Source organism: Leptolyngbya sp. NIES-2104 (assembly GCF_001485215.1).
In the GTDB taxonomy this organism is placed as follows: Bacteria; Cyanobacteriota; Cyanobacteriia; order Leptolyngbyales; family Leptolyngbyaceae; genus Leptolyngbya.
Genome location: NZ_BBWW01000002.1, coordinates 299,468 through 318,180, shown reverse-complemented (window position 1 = coordinate 318,180; position 18,713 = coordinate 299,468). Strand labels below are relative to the sequence as shown.

Annotated in this window: 17 protein-coding genes; 12 read left to right on the top strand and 5 right to left on the bottom strand. The window is 47.2% G+C overall.

The features are described 5' to 3' along the window. Positions 1 to 100 precede the first annotated feature (100 nt). A protein-coding gene (locus NIES2104_RS31405; RefSeq protein WP_370561195.1) for an IS5 family transposase occupies positions 101 to 954 on the top strand; the annotation gives its coding sequence in 2 pieces (ribosomal slippage) (positions 101 to 475 and positions 478 to 954; 852 coding nt in all). A gap of 4 nt (positions 955 to 958) precedes the next feature. Here NIES2104_RS31405 and NIES2104_RS31100 read toward each other — a convergent pair. The 4 genes from NIES2104_RS31100 to NIES2104_RS28765 all read right to left on the bottom strand — a co-directional run bounded on the left by NIES2104_RS31100 (position 959) and on the right by NIES2104_RS28765 (position 4,008). Beyond that, entirely contained in the window at positions 959 to 1,153 is a 195-nt protein-coding gene (locus NIES2104_RS31100) for a vitamin K epoxide reductase family protein (RefSeq protein WP_082690170.1), read from the bottom strand. A gap of 75 nt (positions 1,154 to 1,228) precedes the next feature. Next, a complete protein-coding gene (locus tag NIES2104_RS28775) occupies positions 1,229 to 3,229 on the bottom strand; it encodes a heavy metal translocating P-type ATPase (protein ID WP_059002354.1) in 2,001 nt (666 codons plus the stop codon). Positions 3,230 to 3,301: 72 nt separating this feature from the next. After that, on the bottom strand, positions 3,302 to 3,682 hold the full coding sequence (locus tag NIES2104_RS28770) for a metalloregulator ArsR/SmtB family transcription factor (protein ID WP_082690169.1): 381 nt from the start codon (positions 3,680 to 3,682) through the stop codon (positions 3,302 to 3,304). Between the two features lie 89 nt (positions 3,683 to 3,771). Further along, positions 3,772 to 4,008 (bottom strand): hypothetical protein, encoded by a 237-nt coding sequence (locus NIES2104_RS28765; RefSeq protein WP_059002352.1) that lies wholly within the window; start codon positions 4,006 to 4,008, stop codon positions 3,772 to 3,774. A gap of 260 nt (positions 4,009 to 4,268) precedes the next feature. Here NIES2104_RS28765 and NIES2104_RS28760 point away from each other — a divergent pair, with 260 nt between their 5' ends. The 6 genes from NIES2104_RS28760 (at position 4,269) to NIES2104_RS28735 (ending at position 12,691) form a co-directional block, all read left to right on the top strand. After that, complete coding sequence (locus NIES2104_RS28760; RefSeq protein WP_059002351.1) at positions 4,269 to 5,171, top strand: cation diffusion facilitator family transporter; 903 nt, start codon at positions 4,269 to 4,271, stop codon at positions 5,169 to 5,171. A gap of 324 nt (positions 5,172 to 5,495) precedes the next feature. Continuing rightward, the gene (locus NIES2104_RS28755; RefSeq protein WP_192843675.1) at positions 5,496 to 5,969 is read left to right on the top strand and encodes a DUF2808 domain-containing protein; all 474 of its coding nucleotides are present in this window, start codon (positions 5,496 to 5,498) and stop codon (positions 5,967 to 5,969) included. Between the two features lie 173 nt (positions 5,970 to 6,142). Then, positions 6,143 to 7,096 carry a sigma-70 family RNA polymerase sigma factor gene (locus NIES2104_RS28750; protein WP_059002349.1) on the top strand — a complete coding sequence of 318 codons (954 nt, stop codon included), beginning with the start codon at positions 6,143 to 6,145 and terminating at the stop codon, positions 7,094 to 7,096. 163 nt (positions 7,097 to 7,259) lie between these two features. Beyond that, the gene (locus NIES2104_RS28745; RefSeq protein ID WP_225895339.1) at positions 7,260 to 8,924 is read left to right on the top strand and encodes an efflux RND transporter periplasmic adaptor subunit; all 1,665 of its coding nucleotides are present in this window, start codon (positions 7,260 to 7,262) and stop codon (positions 8,922 to 8,924) included. A gap of 37 nt (positions 8,925 to 8,961) precedes the next feature. Then, entirely contained in the window at positions 8,962 to 12,093 is a 3,132-nt protein-coding gene (locus NIES2104_RS28740) for an efflux RND transporter permease subunit (protein WP_059002348.1), read from the top strand. 43 nt (positions 12,094 to 12,136) lie between these two features. Beyond that, entirely contained in the window at positions 12,137 to 12,691 is a 555-nt protein-coding gene (locus NIES2104_RS28735) for a hypothetical protein (protein WP_059002347.1), read from the top strand. A gap of 66 nt (positions 12,692 to 12,757) precedes the next feature. Here NIES2104_RS28735 and NIES2104_RS28730 read toward each other — a convergent pair whose 3' ends face one another. Beyond that, positions 12,758 to 14,101, bottom strand: a complete 1,344-nt coding sequence (locus tag NIES2104_RS28730) for an MFS transporter (RefSeq protein WP_059002346.1) — start codon at positions 14,099 to 14,101, stop codon at positions 12,758 to 12,760. Positions 14,102 to 14,279: 178 nt separating this feature from the next. Here NIES2104_RS28730 and NIES2104_RS28725 point away from each other — a divergent pair, with 178 nt between their 5' ends. From NIES2104_RS28725 to rppB, 5 genes are all read left to right on the top strand, one after another. Next, entirely contained in the window at positions 14,280 to 14,969 is a 690-nt protein-coding gene (locus NIES2104_RS28725; RefSeq protein ID WP_059002345.1) for a hypothetical protein, read from the top strand. Positions 14,970 to 14,974: 5 nt separating this feature from the next. Then, positions 14,975 to 15,598 carry an FMN-dependent NADH-azoreductase gene (locus tag NIES2104_RS28720; protein ID WP_059002344.1) on the top strand — a complete coding sequence of 208 codons (624 nt, stop codon included), beginning with the start codon at positions 14,975 to 14,977 and terminating at the stop codon, positions 15,596 to 15,598. Between the two features lie 3 nt (positions 15,599 to 15,601). Continuing rightward, positions 15,602 to 16,477: an RNA polymerase sigma-70 factor gene (locus NIES2104_RS28715; protein ID WP_059002343.1), complete on the top strand. Its 876-nt coding sequence runs from the start codon at positions 15,602 to 15,604 to the stop codon at positions 16,475 to 16,477. Positions 16,478 to 16,660: 183 nt separating this feature from the next. After that, positions 16,661 to 17,356, top strand: coding sequence for a two-component system response regulator RppA (rppA, locus tag NIES2104_RS28710; RefSeq protein WP_059002378.1), 696 nt, complete (start codon positions 16,661 to 16,663; stop codon positions 17,354 to 17,356). Next, entirely contained in the window at positions 17,346 to 18,713 is a 1,368-nt protein-coding gene (rppB, locus tag NIES2104_RS28705) for a two-component system sensor histidine kinase RppB (RefSeq protein WP_059002342.1), read from the top strand. Before rppA ends, rppB begins: the two co-directional genes overlap by 11 nt.

Genomic DNA, 18,713 nt, shown 5'->3' with positions numbered 1-18,713 from the left:
CTAGGGCGTATCTGCAAACTGTAGAGCGACCCTAAATCTAGCGTGCATCTTCGAGCAGTGCTGGGCACTCTAACGTCTGGAAACAGATGAGTTGGGAACAATGGCACAGCACCGAGGGGATTTAAGCGACGCACAATGGCAGAAACTGCAACCGTTACTGCCGCAACCCGCGCCCACAGGCAGACCTGCCAATGACCATCGCCAAGTTCTCAATGGCATCTTGTGGATACACCGGACGGGCGCACCGTGGTCAGACTTACCAGAGCGGTATGGTTCACGCGGTACGGTGTCGAGCCGCTTCTATCGGTGGCGTGCCCAAGGGGTGTGGCAGCAGATCTTGAATCAATTGCAACACACAGCAGACGCAGCGCACCAAATTGATTGGGAAGTGCATTTCGTCGATAGCACGATAGTTCGCGCCCACCAACATGCAGCGGGCGCAAAAAGGGGGATCAAAACCCAGAACAACCGCGTTTAACGACCGAACAACTGCAAGAACAAGAAGCACTGGGGCGATCCAAAGGCGGCTTCAGCACCAAGATTCAGATTCAGGCGGAAGGACTGGGTAAACCGATGCAGTTTGTCATCTTGCCGGGACAAAGCCACGATGTCAAGGGCTTTGACAAACTCAACGAAGCAGCACCCCGCATCAAGCGCAAAGGACGCGGCAGACCGAAGCAACGTCCGCGTTATCTCGTTGGCGACAAAGGCTATGATGCGGATTCGATTCGGCGATCGCTGCGTCGTCAGCACACGACTCCAGTGATTCCCAAGCGCAAGAACGCCAAGCGCCGACCGCGTTTCAATCGGGGACTCTACCGTGAGCGCAACCGGATTGAGCGCTTGATCAATCGACTCAAGCAAGCTCGACGGGTAGCAACACGGTATGAAAAACGCGCAGAGAACTATCTAGCAATGTTGACAATCGCAGCAATTCTGATTTGGCTCAAATGAAGCACTACCTTACATTTAGACTTTGCAGATACGCCCTAGATAGAACAATGTCACATCCATTCGTCGGGCAAGCTGTTGAACTTTGAGAGAATTTGACGATCGTTAAATAACCCGTTACGACGGCTCCGATCGTTGCCAGTCCTGCCATGATAAAGCGTGACCAGCGATGAATCCAAGGGGTCGATCGTTTACGCGGCATAGAGTCTTAAACCTCCTGATGTTAATAAGTTTGGGATGAGAAGGAAGGCTTTTCATCCCGGTAAAGCAATCTGTGTTATCTGACAACTCGATTTGCATTGAGAACGGCAAGTAGCGCCACGCCCACATCGGCAAATACTGCTTCCCACAGTGTTGCAATCCCAAACGCACCCAGAATAATAAAGAAGCCTTTCACGACCATCGCCATTACAATGTTCTGAATCACAATCCGGTGTGTCTTGCGTCCGATTTGAATCGCTTCAGCAATTTTGGACGGAGCATCGGTCATGATTACCACGTCAGCCGTCTCGATCGCGGCATCTGATCCCAGTCCACCCATTGCCATACCGACATCCGCCCGCGCAATCACTGGCGCATCATTAATTCCATCGCCCACAAAAGCGACTTTTCCTTTGCCAGATTCACGCAAGATTTGCTCGATCGCTTCGACTTTTCCTTCTGGTAAAAGTTCCGCTCGATAGCCACTCAAGCCGAGTTGTCTCGCGACACCATCTGCAACGCTTTGATTGTCGCCTGTCAGCATGATTGTTTTCTCAACGCCGATTTTTCTCAGCGATCGAATTGCCTCGACTGCATCTTCTTTTAGTTCGTCTGCAATGATAATCCGACCTGCATAAGTCCCATTAGTCGCTAGATGCACAACCGTTCCATCCACTTGACAGACATCATGAGCAATATTTTCACGATGTAATAGTCGATCATTGCCTGCAATCACAAGCTGATTCCCGACTTTTGCTTGAATTCCGTGCCCTGCAATTTCTTTGTAGTCTTGAACTTGAGACTCATCGATCGCTTGACCATAAGCAGTCCGAATCGACTGTGCAACTGGGTGATTAGAATGCGCTTCTACTTGGGCTGCAAGAGCTAGTAACTTCTCTTCAGTAAAGCCATTCTTTGGAATAATTTGAGTGACTTTAAACACCCCTTGAGTCAAGGTTCCAGTCTTGTCAAATACAACCGTATTCACGGCGGCAAGTGTATCTAAATAAGTGGAGCCTTTGACTAGCACACCCCGTTTTGCTGCACCTCCAACGCCGCCAAAATAGCCGAGTGGAATACTAATCACCAATCCACACGGGCAGGAAATCACCAGCAAAACCAAAGCATTGTAGACCCAGCGGAAGCGATCGGCATCGGTTGGATTGTTCATAAACAACGGCGGAAGAATTGCCACTGCCAACGACAAAAACACCACGATCGGCGTGTAGATTTTGGCAAACTTGCGGATAAATTTCTCAGTTTCAGCTTTCTTGCTGCTAGCATTTTCGACTAGCTCTAGAATTCGAGCGATCGACGATTCGCCAAACAGCTTCGTCGTTCTGATCGTGAGTACACCCGATTGGTTGATCATGCCTGCTAGGACTGTTTCGCCAGGTTTAACAGTACGGGGAACCGATTCACCTGTCAGCGCAGAGGTATCAACCTGCGAATTGCCGTCTAAAATTTCACCATCCAGCGGAATCTTTTCTCCAGGCTTGACCAGAATCATATCGCCAACTTTGACGGATTCTGGAGAAACGGGTCTCACTTCGCCGTTGAGCTTCAAATTCGCGGTATCAGGACGAACTTCTAACAACGCGCTAATTGATTTGCGCGATCGACCCACCGCAGATTCTTGAAACAGTTCTCCAATGCGGAAGAATAGCATCACCGCGACGGCTTCCGGCAATAGATGAATCGAGATCGCGCCCAACGTTGCGATCGTCATCAAGAAGTTTTCATCGAACAGTCGTCCTTTGAGAATATTCCGTCCCGCACTGGTCAAAACGCCCCAACCGCTCAAGAGATAAGCCGGGATCAATACGGCATATTCCGCGATCGAGTACGGCGTGTTGTGCAATTGCTGCTCAAGAATGAAGCCGATGAGGAATAAGACAACCACGATCGACACCAAGATAATCTCTTGCTTGAGATCCCCGCTGTCGTGACTATGATCGTGATCATCATCGTCGTGGCTGTGTCCTGCGGTGTGGTCGTGAGCCGTTGTGTGCGACTGATGATCATGGTCGTCGTCGTGACCGCAGCAGCTTGATTGAGTTGGTTTCCGTGCTTTCATTGAGTTTCCTTGGAGAGTGCGTTTTTGAATGACTGAACAGAAATTCAGAGGTTTCGTTAAAAAATCGACGGGTTAGACTTCAGCGTGAGAAAGATGCGCGTGAACCTCTTGATAGAGATTCAAAACATGGTGATCTGCCAAACTGTAGTAAACGTTGCGTCCTTCTTTGCGATAGTTCACCAAGCGAGTTGCCCTGAGAACTCGCAGTTGATGAGAGACCGCCGATTCACTCATCTTCAGCGCTGCTGCTAGATCACAGACGCAGAGTTCTTGCTTTGCCAACGCTGACAGTAATCTCAACCGATTCGGATCAGCTAACACACCGAAAAATTCTGCCATGTGTTGCGCTTGGGTCATGGTTAATAAATTCGGCTGAACTTGACGAACCTGATCGAGATGCACGATTGGAACTTCGCAATTCAGAAGCTCGGAGGATTGAGAAAGGTTACTCACGGCGGCTGACCTAAAATCAATTTAATATCTGAATAAATATTCAGATATTGATTTAATATAGTCCAGACTACGATCGTAGATCAAGCTTTTTACGCAATTTCTGAATTTGATTTTGCTACGTTGTCTTTGCCCCGCCGACTTTGCATCTGTCGCTGATGGTCGAGAAACGACTCACATTGAATGAAGAACACCGAGAATGCGCCCAGAATCACATCGCTCAGCTTGTAGCACGTCGCATTGCTCGACTGTCGCGGGTCAGCAATCTGTTGAATCGCTTCACAGAGATAATTCAGCAACACTGCAAAACTGAGGGGCAAAGGTTCCATGTTTCCGCTCTCGCTGACGAACCTCTATCCCCTCCCCCGTTGATCCTCCTGTCAAAATTTGAATTTAGAATTGCTGGAGTAGATACCCACTGACCAATCCAGATTTCACAAACATTGCTATGCTTTCTCGATCGCAATTTCTTTTTACTAAAGCTAGCAAAACTTGGAAAATTTCATCCTATTTTCATTGGTGCTTGCTACTCCCCTGGCTGTAGTAAGCTTTGAACAAGGCTCTAACCTACATTTGTAAAAGAATTACGATGTCACACAACCACTCTCACAGTGTCACGAACCACAATCGCGCTTTCGTGGTCAGTGTTGCCCTAAACACTACCTTTGTCATCATTGAAGCGGTCTATGGCATTATTGCGAATTCATTAGCACTTTTAGCAGATGCAGGGCACAATCTCAGCGATGTTTTAGGATTACTTCTAGCTTGGGGAGCAAGTCTTTTAGTTCAGCGGCAACCGAGTACACGATATACGTTTGGATTACGTCGATCGTCAATTTTGGCAGCATTCGCGAATGCAGTCTTTTTATTTATTGTGTCGGGCGGAGTCGGTTGGGAGGCAATTCAGCGCTTTCGTGATCCGGCTCCAGTTGAGGGAGATACAGTGATTGTTGTGGCAGCGATCGGGATTGCGATTAATACCGTGAGTGCTTTGATGTTTCTGTCAGGACGAGAGCGAGATTTGAATATTCGAGGCGCATTTTTGCATTTAGCGGCAGATGCGGGGGTGTCACTAGGGGTTGTCTTGGCGGGAATTGCGATCGTATTGACAGGACAGCAACGGTTTGATCCAGCCACGAGTTTGATTGTGACGATCGTCATTGTCGTCAGCACTTGGCAACTCTTTCGCGATGCCTTGAGTTTGATAACCGATGCAGTTCCCGCAGGCATTGAACCTTTAGCCGTGCGAACCTATCTTTTAGAGCGTCCAGGCGTTACCGGAGTACATGATTTGCACATCTGGGCGATGAGTACAACAGAAACAGCATTGATGGCTCATTTAGTCATACCAAATGGTCATCCAGGCGATGCCTTCTTAGCTGAAATTTATCATGACCTGCATGAAAATTTCAGCATCGAACACGCAACTATTCAAATTGAGTTGGGAGATTCAGGACAGCCCTGTGCGCTCGCGCCAGAGAATGTAGTTTAGTCAGACTAATTTTTTCATTATATTTTCATTGTTACTTGCTATTTCCAATAGCGTTCTAAAACTCAATCAAATATTAGAATTAAAGCGTTTTATAAATTGAAAGGCTTGGTCAATATTTACGAGCGCCGTGGTTCTACTAACGGAATCATTTCTATGAAAATTACTGTTCGCTAATCTAGTTAAAATCATTTATTTTTTCATCACTCTTTCATTCCAGCCTGTCAAGATTAAAAATATAGAACGCGGTCGCATTGATGAATGGTTTGACCCGTTCTCCCTTGAAACTCAAACCCGTCCAGTTTTTTACAATTCAGGAGAATGTTTATGAAACGGTTCCTTTCGGCTGCAACCGCAACGATCGTCCTGCTTGCTTTTGGGACTGCCGCTCAAGCATCTGGAAGTGCAAAAGTACCTCATCTTGCAGGTAGCTCTGCTAATCTCAACAATGCTAAGTTTCAGCCTGGAAGCTACTCGCTGAAAGTTCATGTGATGGGACAAGAAGTTTCAGCGTTGATGGTTGAAGCACAAGACTCTGTTCAACTTAGCCAAAACATCCAAGTCTTTGACCAATTCAACAAGTCCATCGCTGCAACTATTTCGATGAATGGAGAAACGGCAACGATCGCATTTGCCCAACCTGTGAAGCCTGACACTGTTCTTAGACTTGACTTGAAGAAAGTTCAGAATCCCAATGCGCTGCCGACAGCTTTCTTTTCAGTCAGTAGTCAGGTTGTTGGACTCGGTTCTGAAATCGCTTTAGGAACTATCCAAGTCACAACACGCTATGGTCGCATCTAAGACGATCGCAAATTTCATACCGTTTTCATCACGATCGATCAAAATGATTCTTTGAGACTGAGACTTGAATGAAACAAGGCTTAGATCTCACACCAATTTTTATCTGAAGTTTCCAGTTTGGAGGCTTCAGATTTCTTGAGTATTTTTGTCAGGTTGCTGCTTCGAGGCATTTTATGGAGACAGACCGCGCGATTTCTGATTCAATGCAGCTTTACTTGAACGATATTGGTCGCTTTCCACTGCTCAATGCGGCTGAAGAATTGCAATATGGTCAGCAAGTTCAGACCTTGATGCAACTTCAGCAATTGAAAATCATGATCGCGAATCAACTACACCGAGAGCCAACAATCGCGCAGTGGGCAATCGCAGCAAAGCAATCTGAACCGGAACTAACCGAAGCGATCGCGGCTGGAAGTCAGGCAAAACAAAAACTACTTGAATCAAATTTACGATTTGTGGTATTGATCGCAAAACGCTACCAGAAGCGCAATGTTGACTTACTCGATCTGATTCAAGAAGGTTCACTTGGACTAGAACGGGCGATCGAGAAATTTGATCCAGCAAAGCAATATCGATTTTCAACCTATGCGTATTGGTGGATTCGGCAGTCAATTACTCGCTATTTAGCTCTCTACTCGCGCACCTTGCGGCTTCCGACTCATGTGACTGAGAAGCTGAACAAAATTAAAAAGGCTCAAAGAACTTTATCGCAGCAACTGAGGCGGACTGCTACAGTCTCAGAGATTGCCCAGGAAACGAGCTTATCACCGGAACAGGTTCGAGAATACTTAATCGTTGCAAAATATCCTCGTTCCCTTGATCAGCCGATTTCTGATGCTCAAGAAACAGTCTTACGAGATTTGCTCGAATCTGAATACGCTTCACCGGAAGAGAATTTAACGCGAGCGATGTTGCAACAAGACATTCAATCTGCGCTCGATCGCTTATCTGAAAGAGAACGAAAAATTCTCATTTTGCGATTTGGATTAATTGATGGAAAAGCTTTGTCGCTGTCTCAGATCGGTAATCAGTTACATTTGAGCAAAGAGCGGGTTCGGCAACTGGAGCGGCAAGCTCTAGGGGATTTACGTCAGAGAACACAATTGCAGATGTACCTCGCAGTTTAAGCGTCAAGCGTGTTTCCTCAGAGCGTGAATCGAAGTGATGCAACGAATTCCGTATATATTGACATCAAACTTCAATTTTTTTCATTCTACTTTCATCATGCTGTGAAAAATTGGATGAGTGAGGCTAATTTTCCCCTTGACCCTATCTGAGAGAGGATTCTCCATGAAATCGATTCGCCGTCCTAAGTTTGTGTTGTCAAGCCTTCTCTTCAGCTTGCTTTTAGCAACGACTCCTACACTGGTTTTAGCAGGTGCAGGGCACGATCACGGCGCAGGCAGTTTCAAAGAAGACGCACCTCAAATGGGGGGATCTGTAAAGGTTGATGGCGAAACAGCGAAGCGGATGGGGTTGAAAGTTGAAGCGGTGACGCGGCAGCAATTACCGTTCGGAGTGCAAACGACCGGGCAAATTGAGACATTGCCGAACAAACGAGTTCAAGTGACGAATCCGACCGGGGGAACGGTGATTCAGATGTTTGCTCAACCCGGAGACAAGGTACAAGCGGGACAAGCGATCGCACTGATTTCGAGTCCTGATTTAGCAACGTTGCGAACCGAAGCCCAAGACCGCAGGACTTCAGCCGTGGGTAGTGTGCAGCAAGCGGAAGCCGATTTGAGACTGGCACAAAGCAACCTTGCTAGACAACGCACAATCGCAGAAAAAGAAATTCAACAAGCAAAGTCCTCGTTAGATTTTGCGCGAGAAAGCTACTCCAAAGATCAAGATCTTGCTAAACAAGGTGCATTGCCGCAACGAAATGCGAGAGAGTCTCAAACCAAATTGACTCAAGCCCAAACAGAGTATTCGAGAGCCGAGAGCCGATTGGAAGTTTCAGAAGCACAGGCACAGTTAGAACGCGCTCAAGCAGCTTTGGAAACTGCGCGATCGCAAGTTGAATTGAGTGGTCAAACTTATGAGACTCGTCTACGGCAACTGGGCGCAAATGCAAATCCCGATGGCACGATTACGGTGACGGCTCCGATTTCGGGAACGGTTGCCAGTCGCGAAACGACACCCGGAGAATCTGCTCAAGATGCGGGGAAAGTCTTGATGACGATCGTAGACAGTCAAGCCGTGATGGCGAGTGCCAATGTCTACGAGAAGGACTTAGAGAAGATCTCTGAAGGGCAGCAAGTCCGAGTCACGGTAGCAAGCTTACCGAACAAATCATTTAATGGACGGATCAAAACCATTGGTTCGACGGTTGAAGGTGAAACTCGCGTCGTTCCAGTTCGAGCAGAACTTGATAACTCCAGTGGAATGCTGAAACCTGGAATGTTTGCTCAGATCGAAGTCCTAACCGACAAAACTCCGGTTGCGGTGTTAGCAGTGCCACGTTCAGCGATCGTTGAAGTGAACAAGAAGAACACGGTTTATGTCCAAAACGGCAATGACTTCAAAGCCGTTGATGTTGAACTAGGACGGACTTCTGGCGATTGGGTCGAAATTACCAAAGGATTGTTCGATGGTGATATGGTTGTGACTCAGCGAGCAAATCAGCTTCAAGCTCAGTCTTTACGCGGTGGCGGTGAAGCAGAAGGCGGACATAGCGACGAGACAGCCCCTGACACGACAAAAGGTGCTGCACTCCCAATTCCGGGTTGGGCAATGGCAGCAGGCGGCGGAGTGATTATGCTTGGAACCTTCTTGGGCGGAATGTATGTCTCAAGACGACGAATGCAGGCGACGATCGCTCAAATGCAACTTGCCAATACTCACGGCTGGGAGCATCCACAAGTCATCGATGGAGAGGGTGGACATCCCGTGATTCCATTGAGAAAAGTTGCCCACGATTCCAACAACAAGAACCAGCGCGAAGAAGCTTAACTGTTCCCGTCCCTAACCTTTCAAAGATAGCTCTGTTATGTTAAATGCCATTGTCAAGTGGGCGATCGCACAGCGCTGGCTCGTTGTAATCGGTGCGATCGTCATTATGTTCTGGATCGGGCGTACTGTGACTCAGATGCCGCTCGATGTACTGCCGTCATTCGCTCCGCCGCAAATCGAAATTCAAACCGAAGCACCGGGACTCGCCCCGGAAGAAGTCGAATCGCTGATTAGTTTGCCGCTCGAAAGTGCGATTAATGGAACGCCCGGAGTCACAACAGTACGATCGTCCTCTGCGGCTGGAATTTCTGTGGTTCGTGTCGTGTTTAGCTGGGGCACTGACATCTATCAGGCGCGGCAGTTAGTAACAGAACGATTACAGCTTGCCCAAAGTAAGTTACCTCAAGGAGCCGAAGCCCCACAGATTTCGCCGCCCACTTCCCCGATCGGAACGGTGGTGAAGTATGCTTTCACCACAGATGGACAGACCTCCTTAATGGATTTGCGTCGGGCGATCGATTGGCAAGTGACCAATCGATTAATGTCGGTTCCGGGCGTGAGTCAGGTGCTGGCATTCGGTGGGGATGAGCGACAGTTTCAAGTGCTGGTTGATCCTCAGAAGCTCAAAGCGTTCAATGTGTCGCTGAATCAAGTTTCAGAAGCAGTTCAAAACTCGAATGTGAATGCTTCAGGTGGATATCTGATCACACCGGATCAAGAAACGTTAGTTCGAGGCATTGGGCGAATCGAAAATCTAGACGACTTAAAACAGTCTGTGATTGCTTCTCGTCAAGGAACTCCAGTGCGATTGATGGATGTTGCAGAGGTACAGATTGGAGCAGGAATTAAGCGCGGGGACGGCAGTATTAATGGTCAGCCTGCGATTATTTTGATGGTGAACAAGCAACCCATGGCAGATACTCCCAGTGTCGCCCGTGCGATCGAAGCTGCGATCAAAAGTTTAGAGCCAGGGTTGCCGAAAGGAACGAAAGTGACGCGCACGTTTCGCCAAGAAGAGTACATTCAAACTTCGGTGGATAATGTGCGATCGGCATTAGTCGAAGGCGGCATCATTGTTGCGATTATTCTGATTCCGTTCTTGATGAATTGGCGAATTCTCGCAGTCTGTATTTCTGCTTTAACCTTGTCATTATTGTTAGGGTTACTTGCTTTAGGGCTTCTGGGTCAGAGCTTGAATACCATGACTTTAGGAGGATTAGCCGTTGCGATCGGGTCTGCGGTGGATGATGCGATCGTCTATGCCGAAAATGCCTTCCGTTGTCTACGCGAAAATCGTCAATCTCCAAACCCTCGTCCTGCACTAGAAGTCGTTTATCAAGGCTGTGCGGATTTAACCGATTCTGTCTTTGGAGCCACTTTAATTACGGTCGTCGTATTTGCTCCGATCTTTGCGCTAACTGGCGTTGAGGGCAGCATTTTCTCACCGATGGGGATTGGTTATCTCGTGACGGTTCTCGCATCAAGTGTGACGGCGGTGACAATCACTCCAGCATTGTGTGCGTTATTACTCCCTGGAGGTCGTTTACCGGATCACGAAACCTGGACAGCGCGATTTTTCAAGCGGTTGTATGAGCCGCTGTTAATTTTCTCGATGCGACGCTCGAACTTGATTATTGCAACCGCGCTCGGAGTCACCGTTGCCTCATTTGCAATCATTCCTGCATTAGGTCGGATCTTTCTTCCAGAATTCCAAGAGCAAACAATGGTGAACACGTTAATGCTCTATCCAGGTTCTTCTTTAGAGGCAACGAACAAAGCTGCGTTTGTCGTGGAAGAATCGTTGAAAAACGATCCACGCTATAGCTATGTTCAACTGCGTTCTGGTCGGGCATTAGGCGACGGTGACGCGGCAGGTGTAAACCTGGCTCACTTAGATGTCGGGTTGAGCGAAGAAGGCATGAAAAATCGGGCTGCTAGTATGGAAAAAATGCGCGAGGAATTTAGCAAAGTTCCGGGTGCTGCTCCCAACGTTGGCGGATTTATTTCACATCGAATGGATGAAGTATTGTCAGGTGTACGAAGCGCGATCGCAGTCAAAATCTTTGGCGCAGATCTCGATCAGCTTCGCACGATCGGACAACAAATCGAAGCCCAGATGAAAACCGTTGATAGCTTAGTCGATTTGCAGCTTGAACCTCAAGTGCCGATTCCACAAGTTCAAATCAAGTTCGATCGAGCCGCAGCAAGTCGATATGGCTTATCAGTTGGGGCATTGTCTGAAACAATCGAAACGGCTCTGAATGGGCGCGTTGTCTCTCAGGTTTTAGAGAACCAGCAAACGTTTGATTTAGTCGTTTGGCTGAAGCCAGAAGCACGGAATAGCTTAGAAACGATCGAGAATTTGTTAGTGGATACGGCAAATGGTCAGAAGATCCCACTCGCACAAGTTGCCCGCGTTGTGAAAGGAACCGGACCGAATACAATCAACCGTGAGAATGTGTCGCGCTTGATTGTTGTCTCTGCCAATGTCAAAGGGCGAGATTTGCGATCAGTGGTCAACGACATTCAAGCAAAAGTGCAACAGAATGTACAATTGCCTGCGGGATACTTTGTGCAGTACGGTGGACAGTTTGAAGCGGAAGAACGTGCAAGTCAGAACATTCTGCTTTTCAGCGCGATCGCATTCGTCGTGATCACTGTTTTGATGTACTTCTCAGTAAAATCGATTCCTTCCACGCTGATGATTATGGTGAACTTACCAATCGGCTTGGTTGGAGGTGTGATTGCGGTCGCATTGTCTGGAGGAATTTTATCAGTTGCTTCACTGGTCGGATTCGTGACGCTGTTTGGGGTTGCAACTCGCAATGGATTGCTACTGGTCGATAACTACAATGCCAAATTTGCAGAAGGAATGCCGTTCAAAGAAGTGATCATTAAAGGTTCTCAAGAACGGCTAAATGCAATTCTAATGACTGCCTTTACTTCAGCACTAGGGCTATTTCCACTGATTGCTGAAGGCGGACCGGGCAAAGAGATCTTGCAGCCCTTGTCGATCGTGGTTCTGGGTGGATTGTTTACTTCAACCGCGCTGACCTTACTGATGTTGCCTGCTCTGTACGCCAAGTTCGGTAAGGTGTTGTTTCCAAAATCGTCGAAAGAGGAGAGTCGAGATCATGCAGCCTTGGAAGAAACTCACCATCCTGCTTAGGTGTTGTTCTAATTTTTTCCATTGATCAAATCGGAGTGAACTGATGAAATTTGTTAAGTTGATGATTCTGACGTTGGGCAGCTTGAGCTTAATTGGTTTAGGGGCTTGTAGCAGTGGGAGTAATGCAAGCAAGTCGAACGAAACTGCGAATCAACCTGCTGCTACAGCAACAACGGCTCCTGTAGCAGCAACGGCTCCCGGCGAGTCAAAAGCTCAAGAACCTCACAAAGAAGATGGTCACAGCCATAAAGAAGGTGAGGGGCATGGTGACAAGAATGGCGGTCATGGCATGGGAGGGCAAGTTGTTGAGACGGGAGAGTACCATCTAGAGTTTTTAACGCACAAAGCTGACAATGGTGTGAGCTTAGATTTCATGATTGGCAAAGGCGAAGCGCATACGCCTGTCACCACTGCAACAGTCACGGCTCAGCTTCAGTTGCCAGATGGAACGCAACAAGCTCTGGACATGAAATACGATGCAGGCGAGAAAGTGTACAAAGCGATCCTACCGAAAGCGATCGCTGGAGAGTACAACGTCGCGATTCTTTCGGACATAGAAGGCAAGAAAATGAACAGCCGTTTTAGCTTTAAGCAATAGTTCTAACGGTCTTTCTACAAGCAGGTTCAAGTAGATTTCGACCTGCTTGTAGATTAGCAATCAGATTTAATGTTCCTGCTGCATCGTATGAAAGTGTAAATGACGATGAGAGCCTTCGGTTAAATTCGGGAAATGGTTGTGCTGATGCTGCTCATTGTGAACATGATCATGGTCATGCCAGATCCCCGAATTTGAATCTCTGTGTCGCCAAGGCTTGAACATAAAAAATAAGACGATCGCAAGTCCAAGTCCAATGAAGCCGCTGTAGAAAAAAGAATAGTTTGGTGCATGGCTCCCCATCCAGCCCGCGATCGGATAAGCAAATGCCCACCATAGATGACTCCAGGCAAAATGAGCGCCATACACTCTTCCTTGAACTTCTACCGCAATGCGATCGGCGATCAAAGTTTGAGTCGGGACGTTGACCAAAGTTTCTCCGGCTCCAGCTATCAGCCATAGGATCAACAATCCTTGAAGATTGACAAAGTTAGCAGGTAAGAGTGCGACTGTGAGCAAAATTGTTCCAACATAAATGAGTTGATTTTTTCTGATGTTTTGAGTCGCATTGCCTAACCCAATCGATGCTAGCGTTGCCCCAATTCCAAAGGCTGCCATTGTCCAACTGTATTCAAGCTTGCCAAGTTGGAGCGAGCCTTGAATGTAACCGACTGTGTTGACCAAAATTTCTGCCCCTGCGATCGCGGCAACAAACTGCATCACTAAAGCCGATCGCAATACTGGATCGCTCCATAAGCAAGTGGTTCCAGTCCGAATATCTTGGATCGTTTGATGCACTGTTCTGGCTGATTGTTGGCTTTGACGAACCATGAGTTGTCCGGGCAAAGTGAACAGCAAAATCGTTGCCGCTAAAAATGTCAATCCGTCTAAGAAGAAAACTTGCCGTGTGCCGACAAAAGCAGCGATGCTTCCCGCTAATCCAGGTCCTAGAACACCAAGAAATTGATAAGTTGCACTTGATAATGCGATCGCGTGCGGATAGTTCTCTTCTCCGGTCACGAGTGGAATCGTTGCGGTGTAAGTGGGCGTGAAAAACGCATAGAACGCATTCAGCGCCAACACGATCGCATAAATCTGCCATACCTGAGTCACGAACGGTAGCAAGCAGACAAGAAACATTCGTGCGAGATGAGTCAAGATCATTAGGCGTTTGCGATCAACTCGATCCGCGATCGCGCCTGCGAGCGGAGACAACACGACAAACGCCATGACCCGTAGCGTCAGCGCCCCCGCCAAAATTGTGCCTGATTGTTGTCCAGCTAGCTCAAACGCCAAGAGTGCTAAACCCAACCAAGTGAGCGAATCCCCAACGAGATTAATGGTCTGAGCGAGATAGAGTCTCGCAAAAATTGGATTTTCCAAGCCTTTTAGTAAAGGAGGTAAGCGGCTCATGATTTCACTACCGTTAAGTTATGAAAAGTACTTGCAAAGTTTTTGATTGAAGTGTTGCTTCTAGTATATGCCCCCAGGGGGCATTTTGCACCGCAATTTTTCCAGCCTTGTCACAATCCAAGCTCCTTTCTCGTCTTGATTGAAGAAGTGCAAATTGCCTGAACGATGGAGAAACTGTATGCCCAACTTGCTCGAAACGCTCACTCATTTCGAGACAATATTGAATCAAGCTGCCCCAACCATTGCGACTCGTTTACAGCCTGGTCTATCTCTATCAGAGATTGAGGCGCAAACTGCTGGATTCTCATGGAAATTCCCTTCAGAAGCTTATGGCTTGTATCAATGGCACAATGGATTGTCTAGTAAGCCAGGAAAGCTGAGCCTAGCAGAAAAGCTGCTCAGACTCAAAGGAAAATGGCATGGAGAGTTATCGGGGCGAGAAAATGAAATTCACCTCAAGCTCAATCCTTCCCGTCGGATGATTGCCAAATTCTTGCCGCTCGATTATACCCTCTCAGGACATCGCCATCTCAAACTTGGCAGGTGTTTGATCGATTTACTGCCGATCGCAATTCTGAACGACAGCGATACTACGATCTACTGCATGATGCGCTTAGATGCAGAAAATCCGATCGTCTACTGTGCCAATGGCACAAAACTACCGCCCATGAAGGTGACAGAAGCTTTCTTGTCAACACAGCCGCAGTTTAGAAATTTGAACGATGCGATCGCAGTTCTAGCTCAATGGTTTCTGTCGGAAACGAATCAAAAAAGTTCGATCAACGAAGATGATGCTCAACTTGATTTGGGCAAGTTGGCGCAAATTTATCAACAGCACTGCAAATCTAATGAACCATTCATCCTGTAACCCTCATGAAGCTCCTTGAAATTCAATCCAGCGTTCGGCTAGAACAATCGATTTCTCGCGCCCTCAGTGACGAATTTGTTCAACTGTGGCAAGCTCATCATCCCAATGCACAACACAAGCAGCGAGATGTAGGCATTCATCCCCCAGCACATCCGACAGAACAATGGACAACCGCGAACTACACTCCGATCGATCAGCAAACATCAGAGATGCAAGCCGTATTATCGGATTCTGAGCGACTGATTGAGGAATTATTATGGGCAGATCAGCTATTGCTGGGTGTGCCAATGTACAACTTCAGTATCCCATCGACGCTCAAGGTATATTTAGATAACATTGTCCGAGTCAACCGCACGTTTGTGTTTGACTCAGAGCGGTTTAGCTTTGAGGGACTGGCGACGAACAAGAAAGCATTAGTGATTACGCCCAGTGCTGGAAACTTTGCGCCTGATAGTTCACTCGGAGCGATGAACTTTTGTGAAACTTACTTGCGATCGATTCTAAATTTTATTGGCATTCAAGACATTACGATCGTTGCTGTTCCCAACCAATTTATGTCCGATGCGATCCGACAACGGGAAATAAAGCAGGCGCAAACAACACTGATACAGTTAGCTCAAACTTGGTGAACAATGAACCGATTAGAAGTGTTCAATCAGTATCGATCGCTGCTGTTTGCGATCGCCTATCGAATGCTAGGCACGGTCACGGATGCCGAAGATATCCTACAAGAAGCTTGGATACGCTGGCAGAAGACGGACAGCACGGTGCAATCCCCAAAGGCTTTTTTATCCAGTATGGTGACTCGCTTGTGCATTGATCAACTGCGCTCTGCCCGCGTGCAGAGAGAGCGATACATCGGAACATGGCTACCGGAGCCTTTGCTCACCGATTCGTCAGAGAACTTTCAAGACAATGCTGAATTAGCAGAAACCCTTTCATTCGCGTTTCTGATGCTGCTTGAATGTCTATCACCAACCGAAAGAGCCGTATTTTTACTTCGCGAGGTGTTTGACTATGATTACGAAGACATTGCTCAAGTGGTGGGTAAAAGTGTTTCAAACTGCCGTCAAATTGTGCATCGCTCCCGTCAGCATCTTGTGCTTCGACGACCGACGATGCAAATATCTGCTCGATCGCAAGAGGCTCTGATCGAGCAGTTTCTAACTTATTGGAATCAAGGCGATCTTGAAGGACTAGTCACGCTAATGTCAGAAGACATTGCATTCTGGTCAGATGGAGGAGGAAAAGCGATCGCAGCACAGAAACCTTTGTATGGCGACTTGAAAATTGCTCGGTTCTTAATTGCGATTCGAGCTAGTAATTTAGCCCCAGTTCTATTACCTGAACTCATAAAAACGAACGGTCAGCTTGGAATTCTGAATCGCCTTACGAACGGTGAAGCGCATAGCATTTTTAGTTTCAATATTATCGGTGAAAAAATTCAATCCATCTTCGCGGTAGTCAATCCAGAAAAATTGAGAGCGGTAAGAAGAGATGCCAGGTAAGAGCAGCCAATTCCACCGAGATTGTGCAGAAATCTCTCATTCCTAACAAAATATAAATTTCACTCGACTTTCATCGTCGCTTGTCAAACTGAGAATTATGTTGCGATCGCGAATTTTAAGATGCTCACCGCCTATAATAATTCACTGGTACAGGCTCAAACCGCTGATTTAGAGTTTGCAGGTATGAAAATTCTGCTAGTCGAGGATGAATTCGATGTCGGATCGGCGATCCAACGCACTTTGAAGCAGGAGCAATTTATCGTGGACTGGGTACAAAATGGCGATGAAGCTTGGTATTGCCTCAAGCAGTCTCAATACACCCTAGCGATCCTCGATTGGATGCTACCTGGATTAACCGGATTGGAACTGTGCAAACGACTGCGATCGCAACAAAACGCCATGCCGATTTTGTTGCTCACGGCTCGCGATCGCTGGGAAGATAAAGTTCTTGGACTCGATGCGGGAGCCGATGATTATTTGATCAAGCCGTTTCGGATGGAAGAACTATTAGCAAGACTCCGCGCTCTACAGCGTCGATCACCCCAGTTTCAAACCCAACAGCTTCAAGTCGGCTATCTCACCTTGGACTATGGCGATCGAACTTTGACTTGTCAATTCCCAGACACACCCTGCCGCAGCACTCGCTTGTCTAAGAAAGAATTTCAGCTTCTAGAGTATTTCATGAAGCATCCAAAGCAAGCAATGAGCCGAGACCAGATTCTCAACTATCTTTATGAATTGGACGCTGAACGGATTAGTAATGTCGTTGCTGCACAAGTTCGACTGCTCCGAAAACGACTGGCTGAGATTGACTGTGGTGATTTAATCGAAACCATTCCTGGCGGCAGTTACCGCATCCATCCGCGCTATGCGATCTAAGCTTTTGAATCAAACTCGCCTTCAGTTAACCCTTTGCTACTCGATCGTAATGGGCGGGCTGTTGGGTGTTTTTGGATTGATTACTTATCAAGTCTTAATTCAAGCTTATTTGTATTCAGTCGATCAAGAATTGCAAGGTGTTGCAAAAGCATTCCATCGGAATTTAGAACACGTTTTATCAAAGCCTGACGAAGTGCCGCCTGAATTACAGGAGATGCTGCCGGATCTCTGTCTTGTCGATCGTCCCTGTTCTAAAGCTGCGATCGATAGCAATCATCAGGAAATGTTGGAGGTCTATCAGAATAACTACTATTTAAGGTTTGTCAGTCGTTCTGATCGACTCATTGCCAGCAGTGGATTAAAATCTACTGGGCTACCCTTAACCCCAAATAACCGGGAGTGGGAAACGCTTTATGATGATTCGGGCGATCGCTATCACCAAATCACGATGCCGCTTCACACTCAAGAGCAGGAAACTTGGGGATATTTGCAGATCGGTCGATCGCTCAAAGAAGTCGATCGACGATTAGCAGGATTTCAGCAAGTTTTATTGATAGTTGTGCCCATCTCAGTGCTGTTTGTTGGGGTTTCGAGTTGGGGGTTAGCAGGACTCGCCATGCGTCCAATTGAACGATCGTATCAACAAATGCAGCAATTTACGGCGGATGCGGCACATGAACTCCGAACACCGATTACAGCGATTCTAGCCACGATCGATTCAGTCCTCCGAATGCCCACAATCAGCCAAACCGAATCGCGAGAAGCCTTTACAACAGTGGAACGTCAGGTCAGCCGATTTCTGGGAATGGTCAAAGATTTGCTGCTGCTGTCTCGTTTAGAACAACACACATTAACCTTCCAACCACAGACACTTTGTTTGAATGATTTGATGTTTGACTTGATCGATGAGTTTGCAGCCCTAGCAGAATCATCGAATTTAGGATTAATCGATCAAATTCAAACGAATACACCCTTAGAGATTGAGGCAGATGAGGATCAAATTTATCGTTTACTGTCAAATCTGGTGACCAATGCGATTCGATATACTCCGGCTGGAAAAGTCACGTTAAAACTATATCAAGAGCGCGATCAAGCCGTGATTCAGGTTCAAGATACCGGAATCGGAATTGCTGCGGAAGATTTGCTGCACATATTCGATCGCTTCTACCGGGTTCATTCAGATCGATCGCGCAACAGTGGCGGGACAGGATTGGGACTCGCGATCGCTAAAGCAATCGTAGAGGCTCATAACGGAAGCATTCACGCTCAAAGTCAAATTAGTAGCGGCAGTACTTTCATTGTCCACCTACCGCTTAAATCAAGCCGTTCTTTACCAATCAAACTCGATTTTGTCTAA

What these genes read in the sequence shown, in the direction of transcription:
- NIES2104_RS31100 (WP_082690170.1), bottom strand. Translation starts at nt 1,153, where the DNA reads ATGCCGCGTAAACGATCGACCCCTTGGATTCATCGCTGGTCACGCTTT.
- NIES2104_RS28775 (WP_059002354.1), bottom strand. Translation starts at nt 3,229, where the DNA reads ATGAAAGCACGGAAACCAACTCAATCAAGCTGCTGCGGTCACGACGAC.
- NIES2104_RS28765 (WP_059002352.1), bottom strand. Translation starts at nt 4,008, where the DNA reads ATGGAACCTTTGCCCCTCAGTTTTGCAGTGTTGCTGAATTATCTCTGT.
- NIES2104_RS28760 (WP_059002351.1), top strand. Translation starts at nt 4,269, where the DNA reads ATGTCACACAACCACTCTCACAGTGTCACGAACCACAATCGCGCTTTC.
- NIES2104_RS28755 (WP_192843675.1), top strand. Translation starts at nt 5,496, where the DNA reads ATGAAACGGTTCCTTTCGGCTGCAACCGCAACGATCGTCCTGCTTGCT.
- NIES2104_RS28750 (WP_059002349.1), top strand. Translation starts at nt 6,143, where the DNA reads ATGGAGACAGACCGCGCGATTTCTGATTCAATGCAGCTTTACTTGAAC.
- NIES2104_RS28745 (WP_225895339.1), top strand. Translation starts at nt 7,260, where the DNA reads ATGAAATCGATTCGCCGTCCTAAGTTTGTGTTGTCAAGCCTTCTCTTC.
- NIES2104_RS28740 (WP_059002348.1), top strand. Translation starts at nt 8,962, where the DNA reads ATGTTAAATGCCATTGTCAAGTGGGCGATCGCACAGCGCTGGCTCGTT.
- NIES2104_RS28735 (WP_059002347.1), top strand. Translation starts at nt 12,137, where the DNA reads ATGAAATTTGTTAAGTTGATGATTCTGACGTTGGGCAGCTTGAGCTTA.
- NIES2104_RS28730 (WP_059002346.1), bottom strand. Translation starts at nt 14,101, where the DNA reads ATGAGCCGCTTACCTCCTTTACTAAAAGGCTTGGAAAATCCAATTTTT.
- NIES2104_RS28725 (WP_059002345.1), top strand. Translation starts at nt 14,280, where the DNA reads ATGCCCAACTTGCTCGAAACGCTCACTCATTTCGAGACAATATTGAAT.
- NIES2104_RS28720 (WP_059002344.1), top strand. Translation starts at nt 14,975, where the DNA reads ATGAAGCTCCTTGAAATTCAATCCAGCGTTCGGCTAGAACAATCGATT.
- NIES2104_RS28715 (WP_059002343.1), top strand. Translation starts at nt 15,602, where the DNA reads ATGAACCGATTAGAAGTGTTCAATCAGTATCGATCGCTGCTGTTTGCG.
- rppA (WP_059002378.1), top strand. Translation starts at nt 16,661, where the DNA reads ATGAAAATTCTGCTAGTCGAGGATGAATTCGATGTCGGATCGGCGATC.
- rppB (WP_059002342.1), top strand. Translation starts at nt 17,346, where the DNA reads ATGCGATCTAAGCTTTTGAATCAAACTCGCCTTCAGTTAACCCTTTGC.